Source organism: Pseudomonas sp. SWRI99 (assembly GCF_014270125.1).
GTDB lineage: Bacteria > Pseudomonadota > Gammaproteobacteria > Pseudomonadales > Pseudomonadaceae > Aquipseudomonas > Aquipseudomonas hamedanensis.
This window is the reverse complement of sequence record NZ_JABWQR010000025.1, coordinates 24,522-46,638: the sequence shown is the minus strand read 5'-3', so window position 1 is coordinate 46,638 and position 22,117 is coordinate 24,522. Positions and strand designations below refer to the sequence as shown.

Genomic DNA, 22,117 nt, shown 5'->3' with positions numbered 1-22,117 from the left:
TTCGCTGCACCTCCTCCCGCTGTGTACGACTGCGTCGTACGGTCGCTGCGCTCCCACGCCCGGATCAATCCCTCCACTCAGCCTTCCGAAGTCGCCCGTGGATCAAAAGCACTCGAGCTAACGCTCATTGTTGAGTGGGGCGGCTTTGCCGCGGGCAGCTGTGCTGCTTTGCTTTTCTGTGGGAGCGAGCCTGCTCGCGAAGGCGGCCTGACAGCCGACCTGTCTCTCACTGGTGTATGCATTCCAAATGTAGGAGCGAGCCTGCTCGCGAAGGCGGTCTGACAGCCGACCTGTCTCTCACTGGTGTATGCATCCCAAATGTAGGAGTGAGCCTGCTCGCGATGGCGGCCTGACAGCCGACCTGTCTCTCACTGGTGTATGCATTCCAAATGTAGGAGCGAGCCTGCTCGCGAAGGCGGCCTGGTGGCCGGCCAATTTCTATCAAATTCACGCGATCCAACTGTAGGAGCTGCCGAAGGCTGCGATCTTTTGATCTGGCTTCTGCTTCTGCTTTTGCTCTGGCTTTTGACCTTTAGCCCCTTCGGCAGGCTTCGTTAGGGGATCGATCCGGGCGTGGGAGCGCAGCGACCGTACGACGCAGTCGTACACAGCGGGAGGAGGTGCAGCGAAGCAAACCGGAGACGCTGCGCCCGGATCGATCCCGTAACGAAGGAACCCCGAGCCCCAGCGAGCGGGCCGTACGCCGGGGCAAAGCCTTTTGGGTTACCTTTTCGGCGTTTGGAAAAGGTGACTCGCTGTAAGAGCGAAACCATAAGAAGCCGTTACCGCAGCAACGGATATACACACACACCCTGAAAACCAAAAAAAAGGCGCGATCCCAAGAATCGCGCCTCTTTCAACAACAGCAATCGATCAACTACCCAAAGCCTTCGAAGCCAGCCAAAACAACCCAGCCGACAGCGCCACAGTCGCTGGCAGGGTCAACACCCAAGCCAGCAGAATAGTCTTCACCGTACCACCTTGCAGGCCGCTCTTATTGGCAACCATGGTCCCGGCCACACCCGAAGACAACACGTGAGTGGTCGAAACCGGCAGGCTGAAAATGTTGGCCATGCCAATCAAACTGGCGGTGGTGATCTGCGCCGACATGCCCTGTGAATAGGTCATGCCCTGCTTGCCGATCTTCTCGCCGATCGTCAGCACCACGCGCTTCCAGCCAACCATGGTGCCCAGGCCCAATGCCAGGGCGACCGCCAGAATCACCCAGAACGGTGCGTATTCGGTGGTGGTGGTCAGGTCTTTGCGCAGCTTGTCCAGGTCAGCCTTTTCACGGGCTTCCAGGCCAGGCAACTTGCCGACTTTCTTCGCCGTGTCATCCAGGCAGAGCAGGTAGCGACGCACTTCGATGCGGCTTTCCGACGACAGCGAATGGTAGTCCGCTACGCCTTTAAGGGTGTGCAGCAGGGCGGAAATGGTCGGTTCGGTCTGCTGCGGATTGCAGCGGAATTTCTCCGGCAGGTCGCCTTCCACGCTCTTGCCCAGGGCCAGGAACTCACCCAGCGAATCGGCGTTGCGCTGGTAGAACTGGCTCAGGTGCAGGGTCGCATCGCGGGTGCGTTCGATCTGGTAGGTGGTGCTGTTCAGGTCGAGGACGAACTGCGCAGGCACGATACCGATCAGCACGAGCATGATCAGGCCGATGCCTTTCTGGCCATCGTTGGAGCCGTGCACGAAGCTCACGGCCATGGCCGAGATGACCAGGACCAGGCGGTTCCAGAACGGTGGGTGCTTTTTGTCGTCGATCTTGCGGCGCTGTTCCGGCGTCTTGTGCATCTTCGACAGCGGGCGCCACCATTTCAGGCCGATCAGCACCAGCGCGGCGATCAAGAAGCCGGCCATTGGCGAGAACACCAGCGAGGCGCCGATATCCATTGCCTTGCGCCAGTTCACACCGTCGGCCAGCGGGATGTCGTTGATCAGGGCGTTGGCCAGGCCGACACCGAGGATCGAGCCGATCAGTGTGTGCGAGCTGGAAGCCGGGATACCGAAGTACCAGGTGCCCAGGTTCCAGGCGATTGCCGCGGCGAGCAACGAGAACACCATCGCCAGACCATGACCGGTGTTCACATTGATCAGCAGCTCAACCGGCAGCAGATGGACAATGGCATACGCCACGCCAACTCCGCCCAGCAACACGCCGAGGAAATTGAACACACCGGAGAAGAACACCGCCAGGTGCGGCGGCATGGCTTTGGTGTAGATAACAGTGGCTACCGCGTTAGCGGTGTCATGAAATCCATTGATGAACTCGAAGGCGAGGACAAACGTCAGGGCGAGCAAGAGGCTCACAAGCACCCAAGCATCCAGTCCGCTGAATAAATCGATCATGAAGGTTTTCTGACCCGGTCGTAAGGGGGCGCGATTATGCCAGAAAAGAGTGGAAATCGATGCCCTGTCTGCTCATCGGTCACACTCTTCTTCAATTTAATTTGTTGCAGGGCGTTAAAGCCAAGGGCGCTGCATGGTTTTCTAACTAATTGATAGAAAAGAGAAAAAATGTTTTTTATGAGGTTTTTTCAGGTGCGCTGACGCCTCAAACGCTTGTCTGAAATATCTCTGAAACCTGTAGGACGGTCGCTTTCAGTCTGCGCTGTGCAGAGATTGCCGCTGCCCGCGGGTAGCGGGCGCGCAAGGCATCGTCGTTGCACCGCGCTTGTAGCGGGTGTGGACGCCAACCTTCGAAAGATGCAAAAAGCCTGCTTCAAGGCTCTTCGGCTTTGAGTTCCTTTTCGATCTTTTCGATTTCCTGCTTGAAGACCTGATCCTGAACGGTGGGGCGTTTACGCCAGGCCTTGCGTTCCGGTTCGGGCTGAGCGGCGTAGGTGGTGACTTCCCCGCCGTAAACTTCCTTGTAACGTTGTTCCTGGCGCTCAAGTTCCGCGCGCAGTTCGTCTTTCGTCACAGTGCTACCTGTATGAGTTGGGATAAAGGTCCGGTGATACGCGCTGCAACGAATTGATTTGAGCGGCCTCGACGAACTCCCGACACCTGAACAGGCATTGGGGCAATCGGCGGGGCGATCAAGACTTCCGTGTTACAGGCGGCTACGACACCAGATTAAAACTGACGCAGCATCAGCTTCCAGTTTCGGCGAGCGTTGGCGTTGTGATGATCAAGAGTGCCAGGCGCTGGCCGGGGCCGACGGCGATTGAGATCGCCTCAGCGGGTGGCAACCGCACAGTAAGGCGTGGTTGCACTGAGGTGCATTATAGCGGTCGATTCAGGAATGACTATCTTTGCCAAGTTAAAAACGGTTCTGGATGTGTGATTGTTTTGTTACTCGCAAGTTTTACGGCGAGTTGAAACGCTAACAAACTGTTAGAGGACAGCGATCAGTTTTTGGCGCCATTTAGTCGAGCAACTAAGTCCAACATCCGTTTTCTCATTGAAGTTACACAAGCGCCCTGATCGGCGGCTTGGGCCCGCTACGGGCGATTGCGATTATCGGTCGGCGGTTCGATAATCGCCCAATGTTGGCGGCTCAAGGCTTGCGCATCGGTCTGTGAGCCGTTTGTATGGCCATTGATCCGCGCCGGGTATAGGGACAAGAAATGAACGATCAAATGCGCAACTCCTTCACCTCCGTGGCGCCGCCGATTGTGGCCTCGCCAGCCAAACGCATTCAGGCCCTGACCGGCGATCCTGATTTCATGACCTCGCTGGCACGGGGACTGGCGGTTGTTCAGGCGTTTCAGGAGCGCAAGCGTCACCTGACCATCGCGCAGATCAGCCATCGCACGGAAATTCCCCGCGCCGCCGTGCGCCGTTGCCTGCACACGCTGATCAAGCTCGGTTACGCCACCACCGACGGTCGCACTTATTCATTGCTGCCCAAGGTGCTGACCCTCGGCCACGCGTATCTGTCGTCAACGCCGCTGGCGGTGTCTGCCCAGCCCTACCTCGACCGCATGAGCGAGCAACTGCACGAAGCCTGCAACATGGCCACGCTTGAGGGCGACGACATTCTCTATATCGCCCGTTCGGCGACCACCCAGCGTCTGATTTCGGTGGACCTGTCGGTGGGCGGACGCCTGCCGGCCTATTGCACGTCGATGGGGCGGATCCTGCTGGCGGCGCTGGACGATACTTCGCTCGGTGAATACCTCGAGCACGCTGAACTCGTCGCCAAGACCAGCCGCACGATTCATACCCCCGATGCCTTGCTCGAATGCCTGCAGCAAGTGCGGCAGCAAGGCTGGTGCATCGTCGATCAGGAGCTGGAACAGGGCCTGCGCTCGATTGCCGTGCCCGTCTACGATGCCTCGGGGCAAGTGGTCGCGGCGCTCAACGTCAGTACCCATGCCGGCCGGGTCAGTCGTACCGAACTGGAGCAGCGCTTTCTGCCGGGCCTGTTGAGCGCCAGTCGCGACCTCAGCGCGCAGTTGTTCGCCTGATGAAGCTGTTCGATAAACGCACAGTGTTGCGTTTATCGAATTGACGCTAAAACCCTCGGATCATTAATGTCGCGGCAGCGTCATCCGGCGTTGACCGCCCGTGTCAGCCCGGACTGCCGACCCCGATAATAATGACAAGAGGCACCACCATGCGCATTCTCCCCGACTGTCTCTGCTCTGCGCCCTGTTGCCGGCTACAGCGCAACGCCTGACCGCAACCTTCTATTCTTGTGACCGTGCCGGGCTTCGGCCGGCCGCCGTTCGACTGCGTTTTTTGCGTGGAATAAAAATAATGAACCAGCCTCAGTCCGCTGTGGGTAACTGCCTCGACGTGCAGACCTTTATCAACGCCCAACCGATCTCGCGCTATCAGTGGCGGGTGGTGATTCTGTGTTTTCTGATTGTGTTTCTCGATGGACTCGATACCGCGGCGATGGGCTTTATTGCCCCGGCGCTGTCGCAGGACTGGGGCATTGACCGTGCCAGTTTGGGACCGGTGATGAGTGCCGCGCTGATCGGCATGGTCTTCGGTGCTCTCGGTTCCGGCCCGCTGGCTGACCGCTTCGGGCGCAAAGTGGTGCTCGTCGGCGCGGTGGTGCTGTTCGGCGCCTTCAGCCTGGCGTCGGCGTACAGCACCAACGTCGAACAATTACTGGTGCTGCGCTTTCTGACCGGCCTTGGCCTCGGAGCGGGGATGCCCAACGCAACAACGCTGTTGTCGGAATACACCCCGGAGCGCAAGAAATCCCTGCTGGTGACCAGCATGTTCTGCGGCTTCAACCTGGGCATGGCCGGCGGCGGGTTCATCTCGGCGAAGCTGATTCCAGCGTTCGGCTGGCACAGCCTGTTACTGATCGGCGGGGTGCTACCACTGATGCTCGCAGTGGTGCTGCTGTTCTGGCTGCCGGAGTCGGCGCGCTATCTGGTCGTGCGCAACCGCGGCACCGATAAAGTGCGCAAGACCCTGGCGCCCATTGATCCGCTTGTGGTCGCCCAAGCCTCCAGTTTCAGCGTGCCGGAACAGCAAACCGTGAAGGCGCGCAACGTCTTCGCAGTGATCTTCTCCGGTACTTACAGCGCCGGCACCTTGCTGTTGTGGCTGACCTATTTCATGGGCCTGGTGATCGTGTACCTGCTGACCAGTTGGCTGCCTACGCTGATGCGCGACAGTGGCGCCAGCATGGAACAGTCCGCGTTCATCGGAGCGCTGTTTCAGTTCGGCGGCGTATTGAGCGCGGTCGCGGTGGGCTGGGCAATGGATCGCTTCAATCCGCACAAGGTCATCGGCATTTTCTACCTGCTGGCCGGGGTGTTTGCCTACGCCGTGGGGCAGAGCCTGGGCAACATCACGCTGTTGGCGACCCTGGTGCTGGTGGCGGGCATGTGCGTCAACGGTGCGCAATCGGCGATGCCGTCGCTGGCGGCGCGGTTTTATCCGACCCAGGGGCGGGCGACCGGGGTGTCGTGGATGCTTGGGATAGGCCGCTTCGGCGCGATTCTCGGGGCGTGGATGGGCGCGACCCTGTTGGGTCTGGGCTGGAATTTCGAGCAGGTGCTGACGGCTTTGGTGATCCCGGCCGGTTTGGCGACGGCGGCGGTGTTGGTCAAGGGCATGGTCAGTCATGCGGATGCCACCTGAATCCCCCAGCATGATCGTTCCCACGCTCTGCGTGGGAATGCCTCAACGGACGCTCTGCGTTCGGCTCTTCAGGGACGCGGAGCGTCCCGGGCTGCATTCCCACGCGGAGCGTGGGAACGATCATTGTTAGGGGAACAACAATCCGTTCGATAAACGAACACTCAGTCGATTATCGGATTGTTTGGCCAATTTCCCGCGCTTAATCTTCAGTGACTCCGGCGCTGAACCTCGCGCCTTTTTATCACTGGCGATTCAATACCAAAACGGGAGCCCGCTCCATGGCTGAGATCCTTTCGCTGCACGACGCGGTGAAGCAATTCGTCAACGACGGCGACACCGTCGCCCTCGAAGGCTTTACTCACCTGATCCCTACGGCAGCGGGTCATGAAATCATTCGTCAAGGCAAGAAAGATCTGACCCTGGTGCGGATGACGCCTGACCTGATTTACGACCAACTGATCGGCGCCGGGTGCGCGCGCAAATTGATTTTCTCCTGGGGCGGCAACCCCGGCGTGGGTTCGCTGCACCGTCTGCGCGACGCGGTCGAGAAGCAATGGCCGCAGCCGCTGGAAATCGAAGAACACAGCCACGCCGACCTCGCCAACGCCTACGTCGCCGGCGCTTCCGGCCTGCCGTTCGCGGTACTGCGTGCTTATGCCGGCTCTGATCTGCCGAAGGTCAATCCGCTGATCAAAACCGTGACCTGCCCGTTCACTGGCGAAGTGCTGGCGGCGGTGCCGTCGGTGCGCCCGGACGTCACGGTGATTCATGCGCAGAAAGCCGACCGCAAAGGCAACGTGCTGCTCTGGGGCATTCTCGGCGTGCAGAAAGAAGCCGCGCTGGCGGCCAAGCGCTGCATCGTCACGGTTGAGGAAATCGTTGACGACCTCAACTCACCGATGAACGCATGTGTGCTGCCGACCTGGGCGCTGAGCGCAGTTTGCCACGTGCCGGGCGGCGCGCATCCGTCCTACGCCCACGGTTACACCGAGCGTGACAATCGGTTTTATCAGGCGTGGGACCCGATCGCTCGCGACCGTGAGACGTTTACTGCGTGGATCAACGAATACATCCATGGCTGCGCTGACTTCAGCGAGTTCCAGGCCAAGTTGGCCGCTGCCTCGGAGGCCAAGTAATGACTTATACCACCAACGAAATGATGACCGTCGCTGCGGCCCGCCGCCTGAAAAACGGCTCGGTGTGCTTCGTCGGCATCGGCCTGCCCTCGAAAGCTGCCAACCTTGCGCGACTGACCTCGTCGCCGGACGTGGTGTTGATCTACGAATCCGGCCCGATTGGCGCCAAGCCGAGCGTACTGCCGCTGTCCATCGGTGACGGCGAGCTGGCCGAGACCGCCGACACCGTGGTGCCGACCGGTGAGATTTTTCGCTACTGGCTGCAGGGCGGGCGCATCGACGTCGGTTTTCTCGGCGCCGCGCAGGTTGACCGTTTTGGCAACATCAACACCACCGTGGTCGGCGACTATCACGCGCCGAAAGTACGCCTGCCGGGCGCCGGTGGCGCGCCGGAGATTGCCGGTTCGGCGAAAAGCGTGTTGATCATCCTCAAACAGTCGGCGCGTTCGTTTGTCGACAAACTCGATTTCATCACCTCGGTCGGTCATGGCGAGGGCGGCGATTCGCGCAAGCGTCTGAGCCTGCCGGGCGCCGGTCCGGTGGGGATTATCACCGACCTGTGCATCATGGAGCCGGAGGAGGGCACTCACGAATTTGTCGTCACTGCGCTGCATCCGGGCGTGACCCGTGAGCACGTGGTGGCCGCCACCGGTTGGGCGATTCGCTTTGCCGACACGGTTGAAACCACCGCTGAGCCGACCGAAGTCGAGCTGACAGCGCTGCGTGATCTTGAAGCGCGTACCGCTGCCGCCCACGGTCAGGCACCGGGAGAAGCATGATGCGTGACGTGTATATCTGCGACGCGATTCGCACCCCCATCGGCCGTTTCGGCGGCGGACTGTCCGCCGTGCGCGCCGACGATTTGGCCGCCGTGCCGATCAAGGCGCTGATGGAACGTAATCCATCGGTGGACTGGACGGCCATCGACGAAGTCTTTCTTGGCTGCGCCAATCAGGCCGGTGAAGATAACCGCAACGTTGCGCGAATGGCGCTGTTGCTCGCCGGCCTGCCTGCCAGTGTGCCGGGTGTGACCCTCAATCGCCTCTGCGCTTCGGGCATGGATGCGATCGGCACGGCGTTTCGCGCCATCGCCAGCGGCGAGATGGAGCTGGCGATTGCCGGCGGCGTCGAGTCGATGTCCCGCGCGCCGTTCGTGATGGGCAAGGCCGATGCGGCGTTTTCGCGCAACATGAAACTGGAAGACACCACCATCGGCTGGCGTTTCATCAATCCGCTGATGAAGGCGCAGTACGGCGTCGATGCCATGCCGCAAACCGCTGACAACGTCGCCGACGACTACCAGGTATCACGCGAGGATCAGGACGCCTTTGCCCTGCGCAGTCAGCAGCGTACCGCCGCCGCCCAGGCCGCTGGCTACTTCGCTGAAGAAATCGTTGAAGTGCGCATCGCGCATAAGAAAGGCGAAACCGTGGTCAGCCAGGACGAACATCCGCGCGCTGACACCACCCTTGAAGCGCTGAGCAAACTGAAACCGGTCAACGGCGCCGACAAAACCGTCACCGCCGGCAACGCTTCCGGGGTCAACGATGGTGCTGCTGCACTGATTCTGGCGTCGGCCGAAGCAGTAAAAAAACACGGCCTGACCGCCCGTGCCAAAGTGCTCGGCATGGCCAGCGCCGGTGTGGCGCCGCGGGTGATGGGCATCGGCCCGGTGCCGGCGGTGCGCAAGTTGACCGAACGCCTTGGCGTGGCGGTCAGCGATTTCGACGTGATCGAACTCAACGAGGCGTTTGCCAGCCAGGGTCTGGCGGTGTTGCGCGAGTTGGGTCTGGCCGACGATGCGCCACAGGTCAACCCGAACGGTGGCGCGATTGCCTTGGGCCACCCGCTGGGCATGAGCGGGGCGCGGCTGGTGCTGACAGCCCTGCATCATCTGGAAAAAACCGGTGGCAAGAAAGGTCTGGCGACCATGTGCGTCGGTGTCGGCCAAGGTCTGGCCCTGGCCATCGAACGCGTCTGACGCGCTGCGACACTATAAGAACAGAGGAAAGCGAAATGACTGACAAGCCTGGTTACCGTCGCCCACAGGCAGGCACTCAGCCTGACTACCTGCACCCGACCTATCAATCCACCAACCTGCGCTCGCCGTCCAAGCCTTTGGTGTATCTGCCTCATTCACTCTCGGAAATCACCGGGCCGACCATTGGCGCCGAGCACGTCGCCGAGAAGGACAACGACCTGACCGCCCAGCACGACGGTGAGCCGTTGGGCGAGCGCATCATTATTCATGGCCGCGTACTCGACGAAAACGGTCTGCCGGTGCCGGGTATTCTGGTGGAGATCTGGCAGGCGAACGCCGCCGGCCGCTACAACCACGCGCGCGATCTGCACGACGCGCCGCTGGACCCGAATTTTACCGGCACCGGCCGAACCGTTACCGATGCCGACGGCTGGTATCAGTTCCAGACCATCAAGCCCGGCGCCTATCCGTGGGGCAATCACCACAATGCGTGGCGCCCGGCGCACATCCATTTTTCCCTGTTCGGGCCGAGCATCCTCACGCGTCTGGTCACGCAAATGTATTTCCCCGGTGATCCGTTGCTGGCCTATGACCCAATCTACAACTGCGTGCCGGACACTTCGGCCAAGGAACGCCTGATCGCCAGTTTCGATTTGGAAAAAACCATTCCGTCCTACGCCCTCGGTTACCGCTGGGACATCGTGCTGCGCGGCCGTGATGCCACGCCGATGGAGAAATAAGATGACCCTGACTGCGACTACCTCCCACACCGTCGGGCCGTATTACCACATCGGCCTGACCTGGCTGAATCGCGAAGCCCTCGCCAACGAGCTGACCCTGGGCGAGCGCGTGGCGATCACCGGCCAGGTGGTGGACGGCAACGGCGATATCGTCAGCGACGCCATGCTTGAAGTCTGGCAGGCCAACGCCGCCGGCAAATACGACCACCCGGAAGATCAGCAAGACAAACCGCTCGACCCGAATTTCGAAGGTTTTGGCCGGATCCCTGTGGACGCCGAAGGGCGCTTCCGTTTCACCACGATCAAACCCGGCACTGTGCAAGGGCTCAAAGGCTCGACCCAGGCGCCGCATCTGGTGGTGCTGGTGTTCGCCCGGGGCCTGGTCAAGCACCTGCTGACGCGGATCTACTTTGAGGGTGAGCCGGCGAACGTGGATGACCCGTTGCTGGAATGCGTGCCGGCAGAACGTCGCCAGACCTTGCTGGCCAAAGCGGATGCTTCGGGCGTTTACCAGTGGAATGTGATTCTGCAGGGCACCGATGCCGAGACGGTGTTCTTCGATTACTAAGGTGCGCATCAGACTCTGTGGCGAGGGAGCTTGCTCCCGCTGGCTTGCGCAGCAAGCCCAAACCCGGTGAACGCGGTCATTCAAATGGGTCGCGTTCACCGGTTTTACGACTGCTTCGCAGCCGATCGGGAGCAAGCTCCCTCGCCACAAGTGTGCGGCGCCCTAGAGGATGTATCTGTGGAACGGGACTGTTGCAAAGTGTGTCTAGACTGTGACCGTCCCTTTCGAGTGAAAAGACAATGACCACCACCACTTCCCATTACACCGGCGAAGAGCGCAGCAAGCGCATCTTCGCCATTGTCGGCGCCTCGTCCGGCAATCTGGTCGAATGGTTCGACTTCTACGTCTACGCCTTCTGCGCGATCTATTTCGCCCCGGCGTTTTTCCCCTCCGATAACCCGACCGTGCAACTGGTCAACACCGCCGGTGTGTTTGCCGCTGGCTTCCTGATGCGGCCGATTGGCGGCTGGATCTTCGGCCGGGTCGCCGACAAGCACGGGCGCAAGAATTCGATGCTCATCTCGATTCTGATGATGTGCTTTGGCTCGCTGTTGATCGCCTGCCTGCCGACCTACAAGGACATTGGGGTCTGGGCGCCGGTGCTGCTGCTTTTTGCGCGTCTTTTGCAAGGGCTATCGGTAGGCGGCGAATACGGCACCACCGCAACCTACATGAGTGAGGTGGCGCTCAAGGGCCAGCGCGGCTTCTTCGCCTCGTTCCAGTACGTGACGTTAATCGGCGGACAACTGCTGGCGGTGTCGCTGGTGGTGGTGCTGCAACAGTTCCTCACCGAAGAAGACCTGCGGGCCTACGGCTGGCGGATTCCGTTTGTGGTTGGTGCGGTGGCGGCGCTGATTTCGCTGTTCCTGCGTCGTTCGCTGAAAGAAACCACCAACAAGGAAACCCGCGAACACAAAGACGCCGGCAGCATCGCGGCACTGTTTCGCGATCACAAAGCCGCGTTCATCACGGTACTCGGCTACACCGCGGGCGGCTCGCTGATTTTCTACACCTTCACTACCTACATGCAGAAATACCTGGTCAACACCGCCGGCATGCACGCCAAGACCGCCAGCTACATCATGACCGGCGCGCTGTTTCTGTACATGTGCATGCAGCCGCTGTTTGGCATGCTCGCCGACAAGATCGGCCGACGTAATTCGATGCTCTGGTTCGGCGCCCTCGGCACGCTGTTCACCGTGCCGATTCTGCTCAGTTTGAAAAGCATCAGCAGTCCGTTTCTGGCGTTCGTGCTGATTACGCTGGCGCTGGCAATTGTCAGTTTCTACACCTCGATCAGCGGATTGGTGAAAGCCGAAATGTTCCCGCCCGAGGTGCGCGCCCTCGGTGTCGGTCTGGCCTATGCGGTGGCCAATGCGATCTTTGGCGGTTCGGCGGAATTCGTCGCTCTGAGCCTGAAAAATATCGGCATGGAAAACTCGTTCTATTGGTACGTCACGGCGATGATGGCGGTGGCGTTCCTGTTCAGCCTGCGCCTGCCGAAACAGGCGGCGTATTTGCACCACGATCTCTAACCTCCAGCGCGCGGGCCGGCTTGGCCCGCGCCGGCAAGGACTGTTTATGACTCAGCGACCGGGCAATCAATTGTTCGATGCCTACTTCACCGCCCGTGATATGCGCGAGGTGTTCTGCGATCAGGGCCGCGTGCAGGCGATGCTCGACTTCGAAGCAGCGCTGGCCCGGGCCGAGGCGCGTATTGGCCTGATTCCTTCATCAGCGGTGGCACCGATTGCGGTGGCGTGCGACGCCGGTCTGTATGACTTCTCGGCGCTGGGCGAGGCGATTGCCAGCGCCGGCAACTCGGCGATTCCGCTGGTCAAGGCGTTGGGCAGACAGATTGCGTCTAGCGACGCCGAAGCCGAGCGCTATGTGCATCTGGGCGCGACCAGTCAGGACGTGATGGATTCCGGGATGGTGCTGCAATTGCGTCAGGCGTTGGCGCTGATCGAAAGCGATCTGGCGCTACTGGCCGATTCGCTGGCCACCCAGGCACAACGGTTCGCCACCACACCGTTGGCCGGGCGCACCTGGCTGCAACACGCGACGCCAGTCACTCTTGGCATGAAAATCGCCGGCTGGCTGGGCGCTGTGACGCGCAGCCGTCAGCGTCTGCGGGAACTGAAACCGCGGCTGCTGGTGCTGCAATTCGGTGGCGCCTCCGGCACGCTCGCGGCGCTGGGTGAACAGGCCTTGCCAATCGCGCAAGCCTTGGCCGAAGAGCTGCAACTGAGCCTGCCGGAACAACCGTGGCACACCCAGCGCGATCGCATCGTCGAATTCGGCGCCGTGCTTGGCCTGATCGCCGGCAGCCTCGGCAAGCTCGGCCGCGACATCAGCCTGTTGATGCAGACCGAAGCGGCGGAAGTGTTCGAGCCGGCGGCGCCGGGCAAAGGCGGGTCATCGACCATGCCGCACAAACGCAACCCGGTGGGCGCGGCAGTATTGATCGGCGCGGCGACCCGGGTGCCGGGGCTGGTGTCGACGCTGTTCAGTGCGATGCCGCAGGAACACGAGCGCAGCCTCGGTCTGTGGCATGCCGAATGGGAAACCCTGCCGGAGATTTGCTGCCTGGTCTCGGGTTCGCTGCAACAGGCGCGCTTGCTTGCCGATGGCCTGGAAGTCGACGCCGCACGCATGACCCGTAACCTCGAATTGACTCAAGGGCTGGTGCTGGCCGAAGCGGTGAGCATTGTCCTCGCACAGCGGGTGGGTCGCGACACTGCGCATCATCTGCTGGAACAGTGCTGCAAACGCGCGGTGGCCGAGCAGCGTCACTTGCGCGCGGTGCTCGGTGACGAGCCGCAAGTCACCGCCGAACTCAGCGAGGCTGAACTCGACGATCTTCTCAACCCCGCGCACTACCTCGGCCAGGCCCACGTCTGGGTCGAGCGCGCGGTGGCCGAACACAACGCTTTGACTGTCTGAAGGAGAAGGCTGTGGCTTTCGTTCACCTCGCCGATGGCGAACTGCACTACCAAATCGATGGCCCGGACGATGCGCCGGTGCTGGTGCTGTCCAACTCGCTGGGCACCGACCTGCACATGTGGGACGCGCAGATGCCGGTATTCACCGAGCATTTTCGCGTGCTGCGTTTCGACACTCGCGGCCACGGCCGATCGCTGGTCACCGAAGGGCCGTACAGCATTGAGCAACTGGGCCACGACGTGCTCGGTCTGCTCGATGCGCTGCACATCGAGCGTGCACATTTCTGCGGACTGTCGATGGGCGGGCTGATCGGCCAGTGGCTGGGAATCAACGCTGGTCATCGTCTGCACAAGCTGATCGTCTGCAACACAGCGGCGAAAATCGGCGATCCGTCGGTGTGGAATCCGCGCATCGAAACGGTATTGCGCGACGGCCCGGCGGCGATGGTCGCGTTGCGTGACGCCTCGATTGCGCGCTGGTTTACCCCGGACTTCTCGGCAGCGCATCCCGAGGCGGCGAAGAAGATTACCGACATGCTTGCCGCGACCAATCCACAAGGTTATGCGGCCAACTGCGCAGCGGTGCGCGATGCCGATTTCCGAGAACAACTGGCTTCGATCAACGTGCCATTGCTGGTGATTGCCGGCAGCGAAGATTCGGTGACGCCGCCGTCCGGTGGGCATTTCATTCGTGACCATGTGCGCGGCGCCGAGTACGCCGAGTTCTACGCGGCGCACCTGTCCAACGTGCAGGCCGGCGCCGGGTTCAGCGACCGTGTGCTGGCGTTTTTGCAGGCTCAGTGAGGAATATTTTATGGACGAAAAACAACGCTACGACGAAGGCATGCAAGTGCGCCGCGCGGTATTGGGCGATGCCCATGTCGATCGCAGCCTTACCACCCTGACCGAGTTCAACTCCGAATTCCAGGAGATGATCACCCGCCACGCCTGGGGCGATATCTGGACCCGCCCGGGCCTGCCTCGGCACACGCGCAGCCTGATCACCATCGCCATGCTGATCGGCATGAATCGCGAGGGTGAACTGAAGCTGCACCTGCGCGCGGCGGCCAACAACGGCGTGAGCCGGGGCGAGATCAAGGAAGTGATCATGCAGAGCGCGATCTACTGCGGGATTCCGGCGGCGAATGCGACGTTTCATCTGGCCGAATCGGTGTGGGATGAATTGGGTGTTGAATCCCGGGATTGATGGTGTCTGAGCTGATGCTATCGCGAGCAGGCTCACTCCTACAGGGAAACGCATTCCAAATGTAGGAGTGAGCCTGCTCGCGATAGCGGTAGTGGATGCGACAAATCAAACCGTGGCGACAATAAATATCCGCTTGAACGCAAACAACGTGCAGCCATCGCCCTCTGGCGGATAATGCTCATGCACCCGCATCAGGTAGTGATAGATAAACCGCGCCTGTTGCGCTGAATCCAGCGCCTGCATCACCGGCCGCAGCGCCGAGACCTTGACCCAGTCATACACCGGCGACTTGCCGTTCACCACTTGCAACTGCTCGGTCTCCCAAATGTCCAGCGACATGGTCAGCGGGGCGAGCAACCGGTAGTAATTCTCCAATGTCAGCAACGTCCGCGAAGCCATGCGCTGGCGTAGTTCAGGCGTGCCCAACGGCGTGCCGCCGGGGCCTGCGTCTTCCAGTGTTTCGAGCATCAAGCGATACCACAACGCGTCGCGCCAGTCCGGCATGTGCGCTGCGAGGCAACCGCCAGGATTCAGATGCCCGAGCAGGCGCGGCAGCAACGTTTCATGGCCATCGAGGAAATGCAGCACCGCGGCGGCAAACAGCAAATCCGCCGGCTGCTCCGGTTGCCAGGCCAGCAGATCGCATTGTTTCCACAGCGCCTTGATCGGCAGACCGCGGGCTTCGTCGAGCATTTGCGGCGAGCTGTCGATGCCCTGCAATTGCGCACGCGGCCAGCGCTTGGCCAATAACTGCGTGGCGATGCCTGTGCCACAGCCCAGATCGTAGATGCGCTTGGGGTTTTGCAGATCGACACGCTCGAGCAATTCGTTGACCGGGCGTTGCCTGAGTCGGGAAAACTGTTGGTACGCCTTGGCGTCCCAGTCGGGTGCTGAGGTGAGTCGGTTGATCATGAGGTGGTCCTCCAGTGATCAATGGTGTCTTCCGATGACAACCTGGTGCACAGCAGGGGGACCGACTACGAAACGGAAGCGGGAAGGGTGGGGCGCCTGAGTCCTTCAGGTCTTGGAACTCTATACGGCGCCCTGTGAGGCGCAACAAATCCAGACCAATGGCACAAATCCCCTGTAGGAGTGAGCCTGCTCGCGATAGCGTTAGGTCAATCATTGCGAATGTGACGGATCTACCGCTATCGCGAGCAGGCTCACTCCTACAGATGAAATCGTGGTTTACAGGAGGCTGATCGGGTAGCTGACGATCAACCGGTTTTCATCAAACTCGTTATTGCTGAAATCCCGGCGCAGGGTCGAGTTGCGCCATTTGACGTTGAGGTTCTTCAGCGTGCCGCTCTGCACGGTATAGCCCAGTTCTGACTCGCGGCCCCATTCCTTGCCGTCGGTGAGGGTCCCGGTGTGCACGTTGTCGCCGCTGATGTAGCGGTTCATCAGCGTCAGGCCGGGAATGCCCATGGCGGCAAAGTTGTAGTCGTGGCGCAACTGCCAGGAACGTTCCTGCGCATTGTCATAGCTGGCGTTGTAGCTATCGTTGGCCAGCGTGCCGCCGCTGGTGCCGTTGACGCGCATCCACGCGCTGTCGCCGGTGAGTTTCTGCAGGCCGACGTAGAAGGTGTTGCCGCCGTACCTGGCCGAGAACATCCCGGACCAGGTCTTGTTGTCGAGATCGCCGGCGCGGGCACTGCCATCTTCCTTGCCGTAAAAGAAGCCGAGGTTGGCGCCCAGCGTCCAGTCGCCAAGCGGCTGGCTGTGGATCAGGTTGATGTACTGCTGGCTGTAGATGTCTTTGAGTTCGGCGTTCCACAGGCCGATCTGCGTGCGTTTGTCATTGAAGACATATTCGCCGCCCTGAAAGTTGAACCGGTCAGAGGTGAACGCGGCTTTGCCGGTCATCGACATGTCGCTCATGCTGCTGTCGTCGCGCGGGCTGTTGGCGCGGAACTGGCCGCCATAAAGGGTCAGCCCGTCGATTTCCTTCGAGGTGATCTGGCCGCCGCGAAAGGTCTGCGGCAATGAACGGCCGTCGTCGGAGCGCAGAATCGGCAACACCGGCATCCACTCACCGACCTTGATTTCGGTTTCGGACAACTTTGCCTTGAAGGCAACGTTGGTGCGACCGAAGTTGTCCGCCGGACGGCCGTCGCGGTCCAGCGGCAGCAGCTGCGTGCCGCCGGTGCCCTTGCCGCCATCAAGCTTCACCGAATACAGCCCCAACACATCCATGCCGAAACCGACGGTGCCCTGGGTGAACCCGGATTTGGCGTCAAGGATGAAACTCTGCGTCCATTCCTCAGCCTTGCCTTGGGCTTTGGTCGGATTGGTGAAATTGCGGTTGATGTAGAAGTTGCGCAAGTTGAGGTTGACCTTGGCGCCTTCAACGAAACCGGCTTCTTCGGCGCTCGCTGGCAGGGCCAGACCGGCGATGGCCAATGCAACCAGGCCGGGCAATGCATAAGGCACAGGGAAAACTGTCATGGACGTGGTCTCTCTTGTTTTTCTAGGGCGAACGGCTGCGCTGTCATCGTTTTCAAGGGCGTTGACAGGGATTGCTATTAAGAGTGAAGCGGCGGCAGTCAGCCGGGCGGGGCAGGGCGCTGGAGCATGGTGTCGAACCTTGTTGTTATTGGTTTTCTGAGGCGAATGGTGCGGGGCGCGGCGATGGGGATTCAATTGGTAAAAGCGGGTTTTGGGCGGTTATCGAACGCAAGATTCAACGGAGTTTTTAGCGACTGAGATGGCCTCATCGCGAGCAGGCTCACTCCTACATTTGAAATGCGTTCCCTTGTAGGAGTGAGCCTGCTCGCGATGGCGCCGGTGCAGGCGCCATATCTTTTTTGCCAGCCAACAAAAAGCCCACCAAAAGGTGGGCTTGATGCTTTCAACCGATGATCAGAACAACTTCATCTTCGGCGCTTCTTCTTTCACCGGCTCGTTCTGCGCGGTCTGCGCATTCCAGCCGCCACCAAGAGCCTTGTACAGGTTGACCGCACTGGTCAGCTGCGCGAGGCGGTCGGTGATCAGCGCCTGTTGCGCGCTGAACAACTGACGCTGGGCATCGAGGAAGGTCAGGTTGCTGTCGACGCCGATGCGGTAGCGACGTTCGGCCAGGCGGTAGTAATCCTGGTTGGCCTGAACGAAGTCACGCTGCGCTTGCAATTGCTCGGTGTAGGTCTGACGTGCGGCCAGGCCGTCGGCGACTTCCTGGAAGGCCGTTTGGATGGACTTCTCGTAGTTCGCCACGCCGATGTCCTTCTGGATCTTGGCGTAGTCGAGGCTGGCGCGCAGGCTGCCGGCGTTGAAAATCGGCAGGTTGATCTGCGGCTGGAACAGCCACGTTCCCGAGCCACCCTTGAACAGACCGGACAGGTCCGGGCTCAGCGTGCCCGCGTTGGCGGTCAGGCTGATGCTCGGGAAAAACGCGGCACGGGCTGCGCCGATATTGGCGTTAGCCGCTTTCAGGTTGTGCTCGGCTTGCAGAATGTCCGGACGACGTTGCAGCAGATCCGAAGGCAGACCGGCCGGCACGTCGCTGAGCAGATCGTCCGACAACGGTTTGGCCGCTTGCAGGTTGGCTGGAATGCCGGTGCCGAGCAGCAGGGTCAGGCTGTTTTCGTCTTGCGCCACCTGGCGGGTATACCGCGCCAGTTGCGCCCGGGCGTTTTCCACCGAGGTTCGCGATTGCGCCAGATCCAGCGCCGAGGCCACACCGACTTCGTTGCTGCGGCTGGTCAGCTTGTAGCTTTCTTCGAAGGCACCGAGGGTGTCCTGGGTCAGCTTGAGCAGTTCCTTGTCCGCTTGCCAGGTCAGGTAAGCGTTGGCGACGCTGGCGACCAGACTGATCTGGGTGCTGCGCCGCGCTTCTTCGGTGGCGAAGTATTGCTGCAGCGCTTGCTCGCTCAGGCTACGAACGCGACCGAACAGGTCGAGCTCGTAGGCGCTGACACCCACGGTCGCCGAGTAGGAACTGCTGATGCTCGACTCGCCGGTTTGCGAGGCGCGGGCCGGCAGGCGCTGGCGGCTGCCGGAACCGTTCGCCGACACCGCCGGGAACAGGTCGGCACGCTGGATGCGGTACTGCGCCGCGTAGGCGTCGATGTTCAGCGCCGCGACACGCAGGTCGCGGTTGTTTTCCAGTGCGACCTGAATCAATTGCTGCAGCGCCGGGTCATGGAAAAACTGCTGCCAGCCCTGTTCGGCAGCGGCTTGTGCCGGTGCCTGGGTCGGCGAATACGCCGGCCCTTGTGGGTACTGGCCTGCGACCGGAGCCTCAGGCTGCTGATAATCAGGTATCAGCGAGCAACCGCTCAGCACGAAGGCGGCGACTGCGATGGAGAGTAGCGACTTGCTCATTGGCCAGCCTCTTTAGGAGTTTCTTGAGTGTCATCCACGTGGGCGTTTTTACGTTGGCCCATGGACGAAACCGTGACAAAGAACAGTGGGACCCAGAAGATCGCCAGGATCGTGGCCGTGAGCATACCGCCAATCACGCCCGTACCGATCGCATGTTGACTGCCTGAGCCGGCGCCGGTGGAGATCGCCAGCGGTACAACACCGAGGACGAAGGCCAGCGACGTCATGATGATCGGACGCAGACGCATGCGGCAGGCTTCGATAGCCGCCTCACGCAGGGTGCGTCCCTGCTCGTGCAATTCCTTGGCGAATTCGACAATCAGAATGGCGTTTTTAGCCGCCAGACCGATGGTCGTCAACAGGCCCACCTGGAAGTACACGTCGTTGGACAGGCCGCGCAGACTGGTGGCCATCAAGGCACCGATGATCCCCAGCGGTACCACGAGCATGACCGCGATCGGAATCGACCAGCTCTCGTACAGCGCCGCCAGGCACAGGAACACCATCAGCAGCGACAGGGCGTACAGCGCTGGCGCTTGCGAGCCGGACAGACGCTCCTCGTAGGACAGACCGGTCCAGGAGATACCGACACCGGCCGGCAGCTTCTTGGCAATCGCCTCGACTTCGGCCATCGCTTCACCGGTGGAGTAGCCCGGCGCCGGAGCCCCGAGAATCTCGACTGCTTCTACACCGTTGTAGCGCGCCAGTTTCGGTGAGCCGTAGACCCATTCGCCCTTGGCAAACGCCGAGAACGGAACCATGGTGCCGTCGGCGTTACGCACGTACCACTTCTTCAGGTCTTCGGGGCTCATGCGCGAGTCCGGCTGGCCCTGCACGTACACTTTCTTCACGCGACCACGGTCGATGAAGTCGTTGACGTAGCTACTGCCCAGCGCGATCGACAGGGTGTTGTTGATATCGCTGATGGTGATGCCGAGGGCGCTGGCCTTCTCGTCGTCGATTTCCAGCTGGAACTGCGGCTCGTCGTTCAGGCCGTTCGGCCGCACCTGCGTCAGCACCTTGCTCTGTGCTGCCATGCCGAGGAACTGGTTGCGTGCCTCCATCAGTTTTTCGTGGCCGATACCGGCGCGGTCCTGCAGGAACACGTCGAAACCGGTGGCGTTACCCAATTCCAGTACCGCTGGCGGGGCGAAGGCAAACACCATCGCATCGCGGAAACTGAAGAAGTGTTGCTGGGCACGGGCCGCGAGCTTGAACACGCTGTTGTCAGCGTTACGCTCGCCCCACGGCTTGAGCATGATGAACGCCATACCCGAACTCTGACCACGGCCGGCGAAGTTGAAGCCGGTCACGGTGAACACCGACGCCACCGCGTCCGCCTCACCGCCGTCCTTGTTGGGACGCAGCAGATACTCACGCATTTCATCCACGACCACCTGCGTGCGCTCGGCACTCGAACCTGCCGGGGTCTGCACCTGAGCGAACAGAACGCCCTGGTCCTCTTCTGGAAGGAACGCGGTCGGGATGCGGGTGAACAGCCAGATCATGCCGACCACGATCAACAGATAAGCCAGCAGGTACGGCACCTTGCGGGTCAGCATGTTGCCGACGCCACGCTCGTAACTCTGCACGCCACGGTCGAAGTTGCGGTTGAACCAGCCGAAGAAACCTTTCTTCGGGGTGCCATGTTCGCCTTTCGGAATCGGCTTGAGCATGGTCGCGCACAGCGCCGGGGTGAAGATCAGGGCAACCAGTACCGACAGGGCCATGGCCGAAACGATGGTGATCGAGAACTGCTTGTAAATCACCCCGGTGGAGCCGCTGAAGAACGCCATCGGCAGCAGTACCGCCGACAGCACCAGGGCGATACCGACCAGGGCTCCCTGGATCTGGCCCATGGATTTTTTCGTGGCTTCCTTCGGTGACAAGCCTTCTTCGCTCATCACCCGTTCGACGTTTTCCACCACAACGATGGCGTCGTCCACCAGCAGACCGATGGCCAGCACCATGCCGAACATGGTCAGGGTGTTGATGCTGAAACCGGCGGCGGCGAGGATGCCGAACGTACCGAGCAATACCACCGGCACGGTCATCGTGGTGATGACGGTGGCGCGGAAGTTCTGCAGGAACAGGAACATCACCAGGAACACCAGTGCGATCGCTTCGACCAGCGTGTGCACCACGCCTTTGATCGACTCGGTCACCACTGGCGTGGTGTCGTACGGGAACACCACTTCCATGCCTTGCGGGAAGAACGGCTTGAGGCTGTCGATGGTGTTACGCAGGGCCTTGGCCGTGTCGAGAGCGTTGGCGCCGTTGGCCAGTTTCACCGCCAGACCGGACGCCGGGCTGCCGTTGAACTGGGCGCTGATCGCGTAGTTTTCACCACCGAGACCGACCTCAGCCACGTCTTTGAGGCGAACCTGCGAGCCGTCCTTGTTGACCTTGAGCAGGATTTCCTTGAACTGCTCGGCTGTCTGCAGACGGGTCTTGCCGATGATCGTCGCGTTCAGTTGCTGGCCCTTGACGGCAGGCAAGCCACCGAGCTGACCGGATGAAACCTGAACGTTCTGCGCCGCGATGGCGGTTCTGACGTCGACCGGGGTCAGGTTGAAGTTGTTCAACTTGGCCGGGTCCAGCCAGATGCGCATCGCGTACTGGGCACCGAAGACCTGGAAGTCACCGACACCGGCGGTGCGCGAGATCGGGTCCTGCATGTTCGACACGATGTAGTTGGACAGGTCGTCCTTGGTCATGCTGCCGTCACGCGATACCACGCCGATCACCAGCAGGAAGTTTTTCACTGCCTTGGTCACGCGGATACCTTGCTGCTGCACTTCCTGGGGCAACAGCGGGGTGGCCAGGTTCAGCTTGTTCTGGACCTGGACCTGCGCGGTGTCGGAGTTGGTACCTTGCTCGAAGGTCGCGGTGATGGTCATGCTGCCGTCGGAGTTACTTTCCGAGGACACATAACGCAGGTTGTCGATACCGTTGAGTTGCTGCTCGATCACTTGCACCACGGTGTCCTGCACGGTTTGCGCGGACGCACCCGGGTAGGTCACGGAGATCGCAATGGCCGGCGGTGCAATGCTCGGGTATTGGTTGATCGGCAATTTCAGGATCGAAAGCGCGCCGACCAGCATGATCACCAGGGCTATTACCCAGGCGAAAATCGGACGGTCGATGAAGAATTTTGACATGA

General features: G+C 60.9%; 17 protein-coding genes. 11 read left to right on the top strand and 6 right to left on the bottom strand.

The genetic code is table 11. The features are described 5' to 3' along the window. Window positions 1–873 precede the first annotated feature (873 nt). Window positions 874–2,349, bottom strand: a complete 1,476-nt coding sequence (locus HU743_RS19910; protein ID WP_186552071.1) for an inorganic phosphate transporter — start codon at window positions 2,347–2,349, stop codon at window positions 874–876. A 373-nt stretch (window positions 2,350–2,722) separates the two neighbouring features. Further along, window positions 2,723–2,923, bottom strand: a complete 201-nt coding sequence (locus HU743_RS19905) for a hypothetical protein (protein WP_008080067.1) — start codon at window positions 2,921–2,923, stop codon at window positions 2,723–2,725. A gap of 649 nt (window positions 2,924–3,572) precedes the next feature. Here HU743_RS19905 and pcaR point away from each other — a divergent pair. The 11 genes from pcaR to pcaC all read left to right on the top strand — a co-directional run bounded on the left by pcaR (window position 3,573) and on the right by pcaC (window position 14,631). Continuing rightward, window positions 3,573–4,415: a pca regulon transcriptional regulator PcaR gene (pcaR, locus tag HU743_RS19900; protein ID WP_186552072.1), complete on the top strand. Its 843-nt coding sequence runs from the start codon at window positions 3,573–3,575 to the stop codon at window positions 4,413–4,415. Between the two features lie 292 nt (window positions 4,416–4,707). Then, the gene (locus HU743_RS19895; protein ID WP_186621122.1) at window positions 4,708–6,054 is read left to right on the top strand and encodes an MFS transporter; all 1,347 of its coding nucleotides are present in this window, start codon (window positions 4,708–4,710) and stop codon (window positions 6,052–6,054) included. 278 nt (window positions 6,055–6,332) lie between these two features. Next, window positions 6,333–7,190 (top strand): CoA transferase subunit A, encoded by an 858-nt coding sequence (locus tag HU743_RS19890; protein ID WP_186650746.1) that lies wholly within the window; start codon window positions 6,333–6,335, stop codon window positions 7,188–7,190. Then, entirely contained in the window at window positions 7,190–7,969 is a 780-nt protein-coding gene (locus HU743_RS19885) for a CoA-transferase subunit beta (RefSeq protein WP_186650744.1), read from the top strand. The genes HU743_RS19890 and HU743_RS19885 overlap by 1 nt, the downstream gene beginning before the upstream one ends. After that, complete coding sequence (pcaF, locus tag HU743_RS19880; RefSeq protein WP_186650743.1) at window positions 7,966–9,171, top strand: 3-oxoadipyl-CoA thiolase; 1,206 nt, start codon at window positions 7,966–7,968, stop codon at window positions 9,169–9,171. Before HU743_RS19885 ends, pcaF begins: the two co-directional genes overlap by 4 nt. A 35-nt stretch (window positions 9,172–9,206) precedes the next feature. After that, window positions 9,207–9,911 carry a protocatechuate 3,4-dioxygenase subunit beta gene (gene pcaH / locus HU743_RS19875; protein ID WP_186621116.1) on the top strand — a complete coding sequence of 235 codons (705 nt, stop codon included), beginning with the start codon at window positions 9,207–9,209 and terminating at the stop codon, window positions 9,909–9,911. A gap of 1 nt (window position 9,912) precedes the next feature. Next, window positions 9,913–10,479 carry a protocatechuate 3,4-dioxygenase subunit alpha gene (gene pcaG, locus HU743_RS19870; RefSeq protein WP_186621114.1) on the top strand — a complete coding sequence of 189 codons (567 nt, stop codon included), beginning with the start codon at window positions 9,913–9,915 and terminating at the stop codon, window positions 10,477–10,479. Window positions 10,480–10,718: 239 nt separating this feature from the next. Then, window positions 10,719–12,014 carry an MFS family transporter gene (locus HU743_RS19865; protein ID WP_186552079.1) on the top strand — a complete coding sequence of 432 codons (1,296 nt, stop codon included), beginning with the start codon at window positions 10,719–10,721 and terminating at the stop codon, window positions 12,012–12,014. Between the two features lie 46 nt (window positions 12,015–12,060). After that, window positions 12,061–13,425 (top strand): 3-carboxy-cis,cis-muconate cycloisomerase, encoded by a 1,365-nt coding sequence (locus tag HU743_RS19860; RefSeq protein ID WP_186650741.1) that lies wholly within the window; start codon window positions 12,061–12,063, stop codon window positions 13,423–13,425. An 11-nt stretch (window positions 13,426–13,436) separates the two neighbouring features. Then, window positions 13,437–14,228, top strand: coding sequence for a 3-oxoadipate enol-lactonase (gene pcaD, locus HU743_RS19855; protein ID WP_186650739.1), 792 nt, complete (start codon window positions 13,437–13,439; stop codon window positions 14,226–14,228). A 10-nt stretch (window positions 14,229–14,238) separates the two neighbouring features. Beyond that, window positions 14,239–14,631, top strand: coding sequence for a 4-carboxymuconolactone decarboxylase (gene pcaC / locus HU743_RS19850; protein WP_024011942.1), 393 nt, complete (start codon window positions 14,239–14,241; stop codon window positions 14,629–14,631). Between the two features lie 105 nt (window positions 14,632–14,736). On the opposite strand, the gene HU743_RS19845 is transcribed toward pcaC, so the two are convergent. The 4 genes from HU743_RS19845 to emhB all read right to left on the bottom strand — a co-directional run bounded on the left by HU743_RS19845 (window position 14,737) and on the right by emhB (window position 22,115). Continuing rightward, window positions 14,737–15,543: a methyltransferase domain-containing protein gene (locus HU743_RS19845; RefSeq protein ID WP_186650737.1), complete on the bottom strand. Its 807-nt coding sequence runs from the start codon at window positions 15,541–15,543 to the stop codon at window positions 14,737–14,739. A gap of 276 nt (window positions 15,544–15,819) precedes the next feature. Beyond that, window positions 15,820–17,079, bottom strand: coding sequence for an OprD family porin (locus tag HU743_RS19840; protein WP_186650735.1), 1,260 nt, complete (start codon window positions 17,077–17,079; stop codon window positions 15,820–15,822). Window positions 17,080–17,493: 414 nt separating this feature from the next. Continuing rightward, a complete protein-coding gene (gene emhC / locus HU743_RS19835) occupies window positions 17,494–18,954 on the bottom strand; it encodes an efflux RND transporter outer membrane subunit EmhC (protein WP_186638217.1) in 1,461 nt (486 codons plus the stop codon). After that, window positions 18,951–22,115 (bottom strand): efflux RND transporter permease subunit EmhB, encoded by a 3,165-nt coding sequence (gene emhB, locus HU743_RS19830; protein WP_186650733.1) that lies wholly within the window; start codon window positions 22,113–22,115, stop codon window positions 18,951–18,953. Before emhB ends, emhC begins: the two co-directional genes overlap by 4 nt. Window positions 22,116–22,117 lie beyond the last annotated feature (2 nt).

Bases quoted from the DNA above. Each gene is read 5' to 3' on its own strand.
- HU743_RS19910 (WP_186552071.1), bottom strand. From the start codon at position 2,349: ATGATCGATTTATTCAGCGGACTGGATGCTTGGGTGCTTGTGAGCCTC.
- pcaR (WP_186552072.1), top strand. From the start codon at position 3,573: ATGAACGATCAAATGCGCAACTCCTTCACCTCCGTGGCGCCGCCGATT.
- HU743_RS19895 (WP_186621122.1), top strand. From the start codon at position 4,708: ATGAACCAGCCTCAGTCCGCTGTGGGTAACTGCCTCGACGTGCAGACC.
- HU743_RS19890 (WP_186650746.1), top strand. From the start codon at position 6,333: ATGGCTGAGATCCTTTCGCTGCACGACGCGGTGAAGCAATTCGTCAAC.
- HU743_RS19885 (WP_186650744.1), top strand. From the start codon at position 7,190: ATGACTTATACCACCAACGAAATGATGACCGTCGCTGCGGCCCGCCGC.
- pcaF (WP_186650743.1), top strand. From the start codon at position 7,966: ATGATGCGTGACGTGTATATCTGCGACGCGATTCGCACCCCCATCGGC.
- pcaH (WP_186621116.1), top strand. From the start codon at position 9,207: ATGACTGACAAGCCTGGTTACCGTCGCCCACAGGCAGGCACTCAGCCT.
- pcaG (WP_186621114.1), top strand. From the start codon at position 9,913: ATGACCCTGACTGCGACTACCTCCCACACCGTCGGGCCGTATTACCAC.
- HU743_RS19865 (WP_186552079.1), top strand. From the start codon at position 10,719: ATGACCACCACCACTTCCCATTACACCGGCGAAGAGCGCAGCAAGCGC.
- HU743_RS19860 (WP_186650741.1), top strand. From the start codon at position 12,061: ATGACTCAGCGACCGGGCAATCAATTGTTCGATGCCTACTTCACCGCC.
- pcaC (WP_024011942.1), top strand. From the start codon at position 14,239: ATGGACGAAAAACAACGCTACGACGAAGGCATGCAAGTGCGCCGCGCG.
- HU743_RS19845 (WP_186650737.1), bottom strand. From the start codon at position 15,543: ATGATCAACCGACTCACCTCAGCACCCGACTGGGACGCCAAGGCGTAC.
- HU743_RS19840 (WP_186650735.1), bottom strand. From the start codon at position 17,079: ATGACAGTTTTCCCTGTGCCTTATGCATTGCCCGGCCTGGTTGCATTG.
- emhC (WP_186638217.1), bottom strand. From the start codon at position 18,954: ATGAGCAAGTCGCTACTCTCCATCGCAGTCGCCGCCTTCGTGCTGAGC.
- emhB (WP_186650733.1), bottom strand. From the start codon at position 22,115: ATGTCAAAATTCTTCATCGACCGTCCGATTTTCGCCTGGGTAATAGCC.